This is a genomic window from Onishia taeanensis (assembly GCF_003268885.1).
Lineage (GTDB): Bacteria > Pseudomonadota > Gammaproteobacteria > Pseudomonadales > Halomonadaceae > Onishia > Onishia taeanensis_A.
In genome coordinates this window covers 91,839-104,113 of sequence record NZ_QLSX01000008.1, presented here as the reverse complement: position 1 = coordinate 104,113, position 12,275 = coordinate 91,839, and the positions used below count along the sequence as shown (strand labels likewise).

Below are 12,275 nucleotides of genomic sequence, written 5' to 3'. Positions count from 1 at the left end.
TGAGTGGGTAGGTGGTAGCGGTCAGCGGGTGGCGTCAGTCGCGGCGGAGGCGCTTGAGCAGCGATGAGGTGTCCCAGCGGCCTCCGCCCATGGCCTGGACATCGCCGTAGAATTGATCGACCAGTGCGGTGATGGGCAGGCGGGCGTCGAGCTCTCGCGCTTGGTCGAGGCAGATGGCCAGGTCCTTGCGCATCCAGTTCACCGCGAAGCCATGGTCGTACTCATTCTCGATCATGGTCTTGTGGCGATTTTCCATCTGCCATGAGCCGGCGGCTCCCTGGGAAATCACCTCAATGACCTGTTCGCGATCGAGCCCCGCCTGTTCAGCGAAGTGCAGGCCCTCGGCAAGACCCTGAACGACGCCGGCGATGCAGATCTGGTTGACCATCTTGGTCATCTGGCCGCTGCCGGCAGGGCCGAGCAGGTTGAGTGCCCGCGCATAGACGTCAAGGGCGCCCTGCACGCGCTGGAAATCGGCTTCTTCGCCACCGCACATGATCGTCAGGGCTCCCTTCTCTGCCCCCTGTTGGCCGCCCGAGACCGGGGCATCGATAAAGGCAACTCCCTGCGCCCGGCAAGCGGCATCGAGCTCATGTGCCAGGTTGGCCGAGGCGGTGGTGTGATCGACCAGCACCGCGCCCTCGTGCATGCCGTGAAGGGCGCCGTCCTCGCCCAGCGAGACCTGGCGTACGTCATCATCGTTTCCGACGCATACCAGTACCAGGTCGGCCCCCTCGGCGGCTTCCTTGGGCGTGGCGTGATGGCTGCCGGCATAGTCGTTTGTCCAGGTCTCGGCCTTGGCGGCGGTGCGGTTGTAGACCCGCACCGTATAGCCTGCCTTGGCCAGGTGACCGGCCATGGGATACCCCATGACGCCAAGGCCAATGAAGCTGACGGTCTGGATGGCGTTGTCACTCATCTTGATCTCCTTGTGGATTGGCAGCCACCGTCGTCGGGGCATACGCAAATCAGGGCATGCGCAATTCGAGTCATACGCAAATAAGAGCACGCGCCACTAGAGGCATGCAAAAAGAGGCCGCCCGTGGGCGACCTCTTTCATTCATGACGCAATCACGTTGGCTTACTTGGCCGGGTAATCGCGCTGGGTGTAGCCGGTGTAGAGCTGGCGCGGGCGGCCGATCTTGTAATTGCCGCTGCTGATCATCTCGTTCCAGTGCGAGATCCAGCCGATGGTGCGCGACACCGCAAAGATCACCGTGAACATGTTGGTGGGAATGCCAATCGCCTTGAGGATGATGCCGGAATAGAAGTCGACGTTGGGATAGAGCTTGCGCTCGATGAAGTAGTCGTCTTCCAAGGCGATCTGTTCGAGGCGCTTGGCGATCTTGAGCTGCGGGTCGTCGGCCATGCCCAGTTCGCTGAGTACCTGGTCGCAGGTTTCCTTCATGACCTTGGCGCGCGGGTCGAAGTTGCGATAGACCCGGTGGCCGAAACCCATCAGCTTGAACGGGTCGTTCTTGTCCTTGGCGCGATCGATGAAGGCCTGGATGTTCTCCTCGGAATCGTCGCCGATCTCGTCGAGCATGTTCAGCACGGCCTCGTTGGCGCCGCCGTGGGCCGGGCCCCAGAGTGCTGCAATACCGGCGCTGATGCAGGCGTAAGGATTGGCGCCAGTGGAGCCGGCCAGGCGAACCGTAGAGGTCGAGGCGTTCTGCTCATGGTCGGCATGCAGCATGAAGATGCGGTCCATGGCCTTGGCGAACACCGGGTTGATCTCGTAGGTCTCGCAGGGGTTGCCGAACATCATGTACAGGAAGTTCTCGGCGTAATTCAGGTCATTACGCGGATACATGAAGGGCTGGCCGATGTTGTACTTATGACACATGGCAGCCAGTGTTGGCATCTTGGCGATCAGACGAATCGCGCTGATGCGGCGGTCCTCCTCGCGCGTGATGTCCATATGGTCGTGATAGAAGGCGGCCAGGCCACCGATCACACCGCACATGATCGACATCGGGTGGGCGTCGCGACGGAAGCCCTTATAGAAGTTGGACAGTTGCTCGTGGACCATGGTGTGGCTGCGCACGGTGCGCTCGAACTCTTCGTACTGTTCGGCGGTCGGCAGTTCGCCGAACAGCAGCAAGTAGGAGAGCTCCGGGAAGTCAGAGTGAGCGGCCAGCTGGTCGATCGGGTAGCCACGATGCAGCAAAATGCCGTTGCCGCCATCGATGAAGGTAATGGCTGACTCGGTGGCGGAGGTTGCCATGAAGCCTGGGTCATAAGTGAACAGGCCCGCCGCGCTAAGCTTGCGCACGTCGATGACGTCGGGGCCCGCGGTGCCGGAATAGACCGGCAGCTCGATAGCCTCGTCCAGACCATCTATCGTCAAATGTGCTTTTCTGTCAGCCATGCTAGGCTCCTCATTGTCTGGTATCCGGCGATAAGTCCTTGACTCGCTTGATGTACGGGCAAAAAAAGTTAGCCCACTATAGAAGCGATCCAAGGATTGTCAATTCGCCATTGGGCGGGCCGCCTTGTGCAATCTTGTGATTTCTGTACTTGTTTTGTACAGTTATTGGTGCTTTGCATCATTGTGCGCCTTTCCCGGTATGGGTCAAGGCGTAACTAGCGGGGCTCCGGTTGTCGCAATTTGTCATGGTTGCGCCCAATCCCTATAATCCACTCCGCGCGACTGGCCTACAGGTATGGTCGTGTCGACTTGGCAGACGGCCGAGCCCTTCCTCAAAACCACCGCCCGCTCGGGCACTAGTCCCGACGCACCCACAGCGGGCCAAGAGAGTGTGTAAAGAGCCGTGAATAGCAAACGACCCGTAAATCTCGATCTCAGTACGATCAAGTTCCCCCTCCCGGCACTAACGTCGATCGCTCACCGCATCACAGGCGTCATCCTCTTCATCGGCCTGATCTTCGCCTTCTGGGCGCTGGACACGTCGCTGTCTTCCCCGCAGGGATTTGAGGCTGTAAGCGATGCGATTGCCCACAACTTCCTGGCCAAGTTGATCACTTGGGGCATGCTGTCCGCCCTGGCCTTTCACTTCGTGGCCGGCATCAAGCACTTGCTGATGGATGCTGACATTGGTGTGACCCTTGAGGGCGGTATCAAGAAGGCGCAGATCACCGTCGTGATCAGCGCCGTTCTGGTGATTCTGGCAGGAGTCTGGGTATGGTAACCAACATCACGAACTTCGGTCGTAGCGGCCTGTCTGATTGGCTGATCCAGCGCGCCTCGGCCGTCATTCTGGCGCTTTACACGCTCTTCATGGTCGGCTATCTGCTGCTGCACCCGAACCTTGACTACGCCACTTGGAGCGGCCTGTTCGGCTCGACCTGGATGCGTATCTTCTCGCTGCTCGCCTTCGTGTCGATGGCCGCCCACGCCTGGATTGGCCTGTGGACGGTGACCACCGATTACCTGAAGCCGACCGCCATCCGTCTCGCAGCCCAGGCCGTGATCATCCTGGCCATCTTTGTCTTTCTGGTGTGGGGCGTTCAAGTCCTGTGGGGAGCCTGATAAATGTCTAACATGCGTAGCCTGACCTTCGACGCAATCATCATCGGTGGTGGCGGCTCCGGCCTGCGTGCCGCTCTCGAGCTGGCCAAGTCCGGCAAGAAGACCGCGGTACTCTCCAAGGTCTTCCCGACTCGCTCGCATACCGTGTCTGCTCAGGGCGGTATCACCTGTGCCATCGCGTCCTCCGATCCGGACGACGACTGGCGCTGGCACATGTATGACACCGTCAAGGGCGGCGACTACATCGCCGACCAGGACGCGGCCGAGTACATGTGTTCTGAAGGTCCCAAGGCGGTGTTCGAGCTCGAGCACATGGGCCTGCCGTTCTCCCGCTTCGACAACGGCCGCATCTATCAGCGTCCGTTCGGCGGTCAGTCCAAGGACTTCGGCAAGGGCGGTCAGGCGGCACGTACCTGTGCGGCCGCCGACCGTACCGGCCATGCGCTGCTGCACACGCTTTATCAGAACAACCTGAAGAACAACACCACCTTCCTCAACGAGTGGTATGCGGTCGATCTGGTCAAGAACGCCAACGGCGACGTGGTGGGTTGTATCGCCATGTGCATCGAGACCGGCGAAGTGGTGCACGTCAAGTCCAAGGCCACCGTGCTGGCGACCGGCGGTGCTGGCCGTATCTACGCCTCCACTACCAACGCCCTGATCAATACCGGCGACGGCATCGGCATGGCCATGCGTGCGGGCTTCCCGATGCAGGACATGGAGATGTGGCAGTTCCACCCGACCGGTATCTACGGCGCCGGCACCTTGGTCACCGAGGGCTGCCGCGGCGAGGGTGGTTATCTGATCAACAAGGACGGCGAGCGCTTCATGGAGCGTTATGCGCCGAACGCCAAGGATCTGGCCGGCCGCGATGTGGTCGCCCGTTCCATGGTCCTGGAGATCCTCGAAGGCCGCGGCTGTGGCGAGAAGGGCGATCACGTCTTCCTGAAGCTTGACCACCTTGGCGAGGACGTCCTCGGCAAGCGCCTGCCGGGCATCGTCGAGCTGTCCAAGACCTTTGCTCATGTCGATCCTGCCAAGGAGCCGATCCCGGTCGTGCCGACCTGCCACTACATGATGGGCGGTATCCCCACCAACATTCACGGCCAGGCGGTCATGCAGGACGAGGACGGCAACGATCAGATCGTCAACGGCCTGTTCGCCTGTGGCGAAGCGGCCTGCGTGTCGGTTCACGGTGCCAACCGTCTGGGCGGCAACTCGCTGCTCGACCTGGTGGTGTTCGGCCGCGCTGCCGGCATGTACATCGAAGGCGCGCTGAATGAGGGCATCGAGTACCTTGACGCCACTCAGTCCGACATTGACGCGGCCATGACGCGCCTGAATCGCTGGAACGAGTCCAGCGGCGGCGAGTCCGTGCCGGCCCTCAAGGCCGAGCTGCAGGACATCATGCAGAGCGCCTTCGGCGTCTTCCGCCAGGAAGACAACATGCAGGAAGGCGTCAAGAAGCTCGCCGAACTGCGTGAGCGGATCAACAACGCTCACCTGGGCGACAAGTCGAATGCCTTCAATACCGCACGTGTCGAAGCCCTGGAGCTCGACAACCTGATGGAAGTGGCCGAGGCCACCGCGATTTCTGCGCTGGAACGCAAGGAAAGCCGCGGTGCGCATTCCCGTTACGACTATCCGGACCGTGACGATGTCAACTGGCTGAAGCACTCGCTGTTCTTCCCGGCCACCAAAACGCTGGGTAAGCGCGACGTCAACTTCACGCCGAAGACCGTCGACACCTTCGAGCCTAAAGTCCGTACCTACTAAGGGGGTCCACGATGTCCATGCTTCAGGTATCCGTCTACCGCTACAATCCGGAAACCGACTCCGCGCCGTACATGCAGGAGTTTCAGGTGGACACTCAGGGCCGCGATGTAATGGTTCTGAATGTCCTGGCCATGATCAAGGAGCAGGACAGCTCCATGGCCTATCGTCGCAGCTGCCGGGAAGGGGTCTGTGGCTCCGACGGTATGAACATGAACGGCAAGAACGGCCTGGCCTGCATCACGCCGCTGTCTGAAGTGGTCAAGGGCGGCAAGCTGACCCTGCGTCCGCTGCCCGGCCTGCCGGTCATTCGTGACCTGGTGGTCGATATGGCCCTGTTCTACAAGCAGTACGAGCGTATTCAGCCGTACCTGCAGAACGACACGCCGGAGCCGGCCATCGAGCGCCTGCAGTCGCCGGAAGATCGCGACAAGCTCGACGGTCTCTACGAGTGCATCCTGTGCGCCTGCTGCTCGACGTCCTGCCCGTCGTTCTGGTGGAACCCGGACAAGTTCGTCGGACCGGCCGGCCTGCTGCAGGCCTACCGCTTCCTGGCCGACTCGCGTGACGAGGCGACCAGTGAGCGTCTCGCCGAACTCGAGGATCCGTTCAGCGTCTTCCGCTGCCGTGGGATCATGAACTGTGTCGCGGTCTGCCCGAAGGGTCTCAACCCGACGCGGGCGATCGGCAAGATCCGCGAGATGCTGCTGGCGAATGCCACTTAAATCGTCGCGCTCGTCTTGCTATCATGGGCGCCGATCTCAGGCCGTGGCGTTTCGCCGCGGCTGAGCCGGCCCCGTCGCCAAGAGCCGGTGCCCTGTGCACCGGCTTTTGACGATCGAGACCTGGGCTTACGGTTCGTGCCGAAGCTCGCCGGATCAGGACACAAGCCCAACCGGCAGGGCAACAGTCACGCCGATGCGGCGATGCCGTAGATGGCGCCGATAACACCCCATCAGTGTAGGGTGACCGAGACATGCAAGAAGGCATAATGGAGTTGATGTGGCGCACCTCCCATGTCAGTGGCGGAAATGCCCACTATGTGGAAGCGCTATACGAACAGTACCTCGTCGATCCAAACGCTGTCCCCGACGAGTGGCGCAATTACTTTGATCAATTGCCCCGCCCGGATGGCAGCCCCTCCCAGGATATTCCGCTAAGTCCGATTCGCGACCAGTTCTATCAGCTCGGCCAGTCCCGTCGTGGCACACAGGCCGTTGCCAGCGTCGACAGCGGTGAGAGCAAGAAGCAGGTCAAAGTTCTTCAGCTGATCAATGCGTATCGCTTTCGTGGCCACCAGAAGGCCGATATCGATCCCCTGAACCTGCGCAGTCAGGTGCCGGTGCCGGATCTCGACCTGTCCTTCCACCAGCTGACCAAGGCCGACCTGGATACCGAGTTCCAGACCGGGTCTTTCTTCCTGGGCAAGGACAAGGCGCCGCTCAAGGAAATCGTCGACGCCCTGGAGCAGACCTACTGCCGCTCCATCGGCTGCGAGATCATGCACATCGTCGACACCGAAGAGAAACGCTGGCTGCAGCAGCGTTTCGAGTCGGTGCGCTCCAAGCCCAAGTTCAGCCCGGACGTACGCAAGCACGTGCTCGAGCGGCTGACGGCGGCCGAGGGTCTGGAAAGCTACCTGGCGTCCAAGTACCCGGGCACCAAGCGCTTCGGGCTCGAGGGTGGCGAGACCTTTATTCCGATGATGGACGAGATCATCCAGCGGGCCGGCGGCTATGGCACCAAGGAAGTCGTCATCGGCATGGCGCACCGCGGTCGCCTCAACCTGCTGGTCAACATTCTGGGCAAGAGCCCCTCCGAGCTGATCGAGGAATTCGACGGTAAGAAGGTGATCTCTCAGGGCTCCGGCGACGTCAAGTATCACCAGGGCTTCAGCTCGAATGTGATGACCAGTGGTGGCGAAGTTCACCTGGCGCTGGCGTTCAACCCGTCCCACCTGGAGATCGTCTCCCCGGTGGTCGAAGGCTCGGTGCGGGCCCGTCAGGACCGTCGCGACGACAGCGATGGCAGCAAGGTGCTGCCGATCAACATCCATGGTGACGCGGCCCTAGCAGGGCAAGGCGTAGTCATGGAAACCTTCCAGATGTCGCAGACCCGTGCCTACAAGACCGGTGGCACGGTGCACATCGTGATCAACAACCAGGTCGGCTTCACCACCTCGCATCCTGGCGATACGCGCTCTACCGAGTACTGCACCGACATCGCCAAGATGGTTCAGGCGCCGATCTTCCACGTCAACGGTGACGACCCGGACGCCGTGCTGCACGCGACCCAGGTCGCCATCGACTATCGTCATCAGTTCAAGCGTGACGTGGTCATCGACCTGGTCTGCTACCGTCGTCGCGGCCACAACGAAGCCGACGAGCCGTCCGGCACGCAGCCGATGATGTATCAGAAGATCAAGAATCATCCGTCGGCGCGCACGCACTTCGTCAAGCGGCTGGTCGATGAGGGCATCATCACTGAAGACGATGCCAAGGCGCAGATGGAGAAGTATCGCGACGACCTGATGGCCGGCAACCATGTGGCCAACGCGCTGGTCAAGGAGCCGAATACGTCGCTGTTCGTCGACTGGGCGCCGTATCTGGGCCATGAGTGGACCGGCGATGCCGATACCACCGTCGACATGAAGCGCATGCAGCAGCTCGCCAACAAGATGTGCGAGGTGCCGGACGGCATTCAGGTCCAGCGGCAGGTCGCCAAGATCTACGAGGACCGTCGCAAGATGGTCGCCGGCGGCATGGCGCTGAACTGGGGCTTCGCCGAAACCCTGGCCTACGCCACGCTGCTCGATCAGGGCCATCCGATCCGCATTACCGGTCAGGACAGTGGTCGCGGCACCTTCTCCCACCGCCACGCGGTGGTGCACAACCAGAAGGACGGCAGCACCTATGTGCCGCTTGAGCACATCGCCGACGGTCAGCCGCGCTTCACCATCCACGACTCCTTCCTCTCGGAAGAAGCCGTGCTTGCCTTCGAGTACGGCTATTCCACCACCATGCCCAATGCGCTTGATGTGTGGGAGGCCCAGTTCGGGGACTTCTTCAACGGCGCCCAGGTGGTGGTCGACCAGTTCATCTCTTCGGGCGAGACCAAGTGGGGGCGGCTGTGTGGCCTGACCATGCTGCTGCCTCACGGGTATGAGGGGCAGGGGCCCGAGCACTCCTCGGCGCGTCTCGAGCGCTTCCTGCAGCTGTGTGCCGAGCACAACATGCAGGTCTGCGTGCCGACGACCCCGGCGCAGATCTTCCATCTGCTGCGTCGTCAGGTGATTCGTCCGCTCAGAAAACCGCTGGTGGTGATGTCGCCGAAGAGCCTGCTGCGCCACAAGGAAGCGACGTCCACCCTCGAGGAACTGGCCCACGGCAAGTTCCAGATGGTGCTGCCTGATCAGGGCAAACTCGAGGCCGATAAGGTCAAGCGGGCGGTGCTGTGTTCCGGCAAGGTCTACTATGATCTCGCCGCCTACCGTGCCGAGAACGAGCGTGAAGACACCGCGGTGGTGCGCATCGAGCAGGTCTACCCCTTCCCGAAGGAAGAGCTGCAGGCGGCCCTCAAGGTCTATCCGAACCTCGAGCAGGTCGTCTGGTGTCAGGAAGAGCCGCTCAACCAGGGCGCCTGGTATCAGAGCCAGCATCACATGCGGGTTGTCGCCGACATGCTGCGCGAAGGCATGGGTCGCGACCTGAAGTTTGCCGGTCGTCCCGCCTCTGCGGCCCCGGCCGCCGGCTATATGTCCGTGCACGTAGAACAGCAGCGCCAACTGGTGGACGACGCCTTCAACGCCTGAAGGCGTCTCCATCGGACGAGAGAGAACACACAAGGGAAATTCAATGGCTACCGAGATCAAAGCGCCAACCTTTCCGGAATCCGTTGCCGAGGGCAGCGTCGCTGCCTGGCACAAGAAGCCGGGTGACAGCGTCGAGCGTGACGAACTGATCGTCGAAATCGAGACCGACAAGGTGGTGCTCGAGGTCGTGGCACCCGAGGCCGGCACACTGAGCGAGATCAAGGCCGAAGAAGGCGACACTGTCGCCTCCGAGCAGGTCCTGGGCATCCTCGGCGCAGCAGGTGAGGCCAAGGCCGAGCCCAAAGCCGAGCCCAAAGCCGACGACAAGTCTGCTGACCAGGCCTCTGGCAAGAGCGACGCAGACAAGAGCGATGCCGAGCCGGCCCCGAAGGCCGAGGCCTCCGGTAAGTCCCATGACGTCAAGGCGCCGACCTTCCCGGAGTCCATCCAGGAAGGCACGGTCGCGACCTGGCACAAGAAGGTCGGTGAAGCGGTCAAGCGCGATGAAGTGCTGGTCGACATCGAGACCGACAAGGTGGTGCTCGAGGTGGTCGCACCGGCCGACGGCGCGCTCTCTGAGATCAAGGTCGAGGAAGGCGCTCAGGTCGAGTCCGAGGCCGTGCTGGCAAGCTTCGCCGAAGGCGCCGGCGGCGATGCCGCTTCGGCCGACAAGGGCAGCGCCTCTGCGTCTCAGGACAGCAGCGATCAAGGCAGCGACGACCAAGGCAGTGACGAGAAGGTCGGCGATAAGATTCTCGCCCCGGCGGCGCGCAAGATGGTCGCCGAGCATGACCTAGACGTGGCCAAGATCGAAGGCACCGGCAAGGGTGGTCGCGTGCTGAAAGAAGACGTCCAGAAGGCCGTCAAGGAAGGTAGCGCCAAGAAGTCCAAGGCACCGACCAGTGCCGCGGCGCCGGCTGCTACCGCTCCGGTCGTCGAAGGCGAGCGCCCCGAGAAGCGCGTGCCGATGAGCCGTCTGCGCAAGACCATTGCCAAGCGTCTGGTCGAAGCGCAGCAGACCGCTGCCATGCTTACCACCTACAATGAGGTGGACATGGGCGCGGTGATGGATCTGCGCGCTCAGTACAAGGACACCTTCCTCAAGGCGCACGACACCAAGCTCGGCTTCATGGGCTTCTTCGTCAAGGCGGCCTCCGAGGCGCTCAAGCGCTTCCCGGACGTAAACGCTTCCATCGACGGCAGCGACATCGTCTACCACGGCTATCAGGATATCGGCGTTGCCGTGTCCACCGAGCGTGGTCTGGTCGTGCCGGTGCTGCGTGACACCGACAGCATGAAGATCGCCGATGTCGAGAAGACCATCGTCGACTTCGGCAAGCGGGCCCGCGCTGGCAAGCTCGGCATCGATGAAATGCAGGGCGGTACCTTCACCATTACCAACGGCGGCATCTTCGGTTCGCTGATGTCGACGCCGATCCTCAACCCGCCGCAGACTGCGATCCTTGGCATGCACAAGATCCAGGAACGCCCGATGGCGGTGAACGGCAAGGTCGAGATTCGTCCGATGATGTATCTTGCCGTGTCATACGATCACCGCATGATCGATGGCAAGGATGCGGTCCAGTTCCTGGTGACCATCAAGGAACTCCTCGAGGACCCGGCACGCCTGCTGCTCGATATCTGAGCCGGCGTGACGCCAACGATTCAAGCGAACCGAAAACAGGAAGGAAACCATGGCCGATAAATTCGATCTGATCGTCATTGGTGCTGGCCCCGGCGGCTATGTCGCCGCCATTCGTGCCGCCCAACTGGGTCTGAAGACTGCCTGCGTCGAGAAGTGGATCGACAAGGAAGGCAAGACCGTTCACGGCGGTACCTGCCTGAACGTGGGCTGTATCCCGTCCAAGGCACTGCTCGAGGCCTCCCACAAGTTCGTCGAAGCGCAGCACGACTTCGATGACATGGGCATCCAGGCGGGCGACGTCACGATGGACGTCAAGAAGATGATGGCCCGCAAGGACAAGATCGTGAAGAACCTGACCGGCGGCATCGCGGGTCTGTTCAAGGCCAACGGTGTGACCGCTCTGGAAGGCGCCGGCAAGGTGCTGTCCAGCAAGCAGGTCGAGGTCAGCAAGGACGGCGAGAAGACCGTCTATGAAGCCGACAACATCGTCATCGCCTCTGGCTCTGTGCCGGTCGATATTCCGCCGACCCCGCTCACTGAGGGCCTGATCGTCGACTCCACCGGCGCGCTCGAATTCGAAGAGACGCCCAAGCGTCTCGGCGTGATCGGCGCCGGCGTTATCGGCCTCGAACTTGGCAGCGTATGGAACCGTCTGGGCTCCGAGGTCACCGTCCTCGAGGCCATGGACAGCTTCCTGCCGATGGTCGACCAGGCCGTCGCCAAGGAAACCCAGAAACTGCTCAAGAAGCAGGGCCTGGATATCAAGCTGGGCGCGCGGGTCACCGGCTCCGAGATCAAGGGCGACGAGGTCGTCGTCAAGTACGCCGACAGCGAAGGCGACAAGGAAATCACCTTCGACAAGCTGATCGTCTGCGTCGGCCGCCGTCCCTACACCCAGGGCCTGCTGGACGACGATGCCGGCGTCAAGCTAGACGAGCGTGGCTTTATCTTCGTTGACGATCACTGCCGCACCAGCGTGCCGGGCGTCTACGCCATCGGTGACGTGGTACGCGGTCCGATGCTGGCTCACAAGGCATCTGAAGAAGGCATCATGGTCGCCGACATCGTCGCCGGTCATAAGGCCGAGATGAACTACGATGCCATCCCGAGTGTTATCTACACCTTCCCGGAAGTCGCCTGGGTAGGCATGAACGAGCAGGAAGCCAAGGCGGCCGGCATTGAAGTCAAGTGCGGCACCTTCCCGTTCGCGGCAAGCGGTCGCGCGATGGCCAACAATGCCACCGAAGGCATGGCCAAGGTGATCACCGATGCCGAAACCGATCGCGTGCTGGGCATGCACATCGTCGGTCAGCATGCCGGCGAGATGATCGCCCAGGGTGTGATCGCCATGGAATTCGGCTCCAGCGCCGAGGATCTGGCGCTGACCTGCTATGCGCACCCGACCATGTCGGAAGCCGTGCACGAGGCCGCTCTGGCGGTCGACGGCCACGCTATCCACATGGCCAACCGCAAGAAGCGCAAGTAAGTCGTCGAACAACGAGCGCCGCCTCTCTGAGCGGCGCCTCGCCCCGGCCGGTTCGGGGTGAACGGGG

At 61.8% G+C, this 12,275-nt stretch carries 9 protein-coding genes; 7 read left to right on the top strand and 2 right to left on the bottom strand.

Annotated elements, in window-relative coordinates; genetic code table 11:
* Positions 1 to 34: 34 nt before the first annotated feature.
* Both BCL93_RS11910 and gltA read right to left on the bottom strand, forming a co-directional pair.
* Positions 35 to 961: an NAD(P)-dependent oxidoreductase gene (locus BCL93_RS11910; protein ID WP_112055498.1), complete on the bottom strand. Its 927-nt coding sequence runs from the start codon at positions 959 to 961 to the stop codon at positions 35 to 37.
* A 120-nt stretch (positions 962 to 1,081) separates the two neighbouring features.
* Positions 1,082 to 2,371, bottom strand: a complete 1,290-nt coding sequence (gene gltA / locus BCL93_RS11905) for a citrate synthase (protein ID WP_112055497.1) — start codon at positions 2,369 to 2,371, stop codon at positions 1,082 to 1,084.
* A 403-nt stretch (positions 2,372 to 2,774) separates the two neighbouring features.
* On the opposite strand from gltA, the gene sdhC reads away from it, so the two are divergent.
* The 7 genes from sdhC (at position 2,775) to lpdA (ending at position 12,208) form a co-directional block, all read left to right on the top strand.
* Complete coding sequence (gene sdhC / locus BCL93_RS11900; RefSeq protein WP_112055496.1) at positions 2,775 to 3,152, top strand: succinate dehydrogenase, cytochrome b556 subunit; 378 nt, start codon at positions 2,775 to 2,777, stop codon at positions 3,150 to 3,152.
* Complete coding sequence (gene sdhD, locus BCL93_RS11895; protein WP_112055495.1) at positions 3,146 to 3,493, top strand: succinate dehydrogenase, hydrophobic membrane anchor protein; 348 nt, start codon at positions 3,146 to 3,148, stop codon at positions 3,491 to 3,493. The genes sdhC and sdhD overlap by 7 nt, the downstream gene beginning before the upstream one ends.
* A 3-nt stretch (positions 3,494 to 3,496) precedes the next feature.
* Positions 3,497 to 5,269 (top strand): succinate dehydrogenase flavoprotein subunit, encoded by a 1,773-nt coding sequence (sdhA, locus tag BCL93_RS11890; protein WP_112055494.1) that lies wholly within the window; start codon positions 3,497 to 3,499, stop codon positions 5,267 to 5,269.
* A gap of 11 nt (positions 5,270 to 5,280) precedes the next feature.
* The gene (locus BCL93_RS11885) at positions 5,281 to 5,991 is read left to right on the top strand and encodes a succinate dehydrogenase iron-sulfur subunit (protein WP_112055493.1); all 711 of its coding nucleotides are present in this window, start codon (positions 5,281 to 5,283) and stop codon (positions 5,989 to 5,991) included.
* A 251-nt stretch (positions 5,992 to 6,242) separates the two neighbouring features.
* Positions 6,243 to 9,077 (top strand): 2-oxoglutarate dehydrogenase E1 component, encoded by a 2,835-nt coding sequence (locus BCL93_RS11880; RefSeq protein ID WP_112055492.1) that lies wholly within the window; start codon positions 6,243 to 6,245, stop codon positions 9,075 to 9,077.
* A 43-nt stretch (positions 9,078 to 9,120) separates the two neighbouring features.
* Positions 9,121 to 10,722 carry a 2-oxoglutarate dehydrogenase complex dihydrolipoyllysine-residue succinyltransferase gene (odhB, locus tag BCL93_RS11875; protein ID WP_112055491.1) on the top strand — a complete coding sequence of 534 codons (1,602 nt, stop codon included), beginning with the start codon at positions 9,121 to 9,123 and terminating at the stop codon, positions 10,720 to 10,722.
* 49 nt (positions 10,723 to 10,771) lie between these two features.
* Positions 10,772 to 12,208 (top strand): dihydrolipoyl dehydrogenase, encoded by a 1,437-nt coding sequence (gene lpdA, locus BCL93_RS11870; RefSeq protein ID WP_112055490.1) that lies wholly within the window; start codon positions 10,772 to 10,774, stop codon positions 12,206 to 12,208.
* The last annotated feature ends 67 nt before the right edge of the window (positions 12,209 to 12,275 follow it).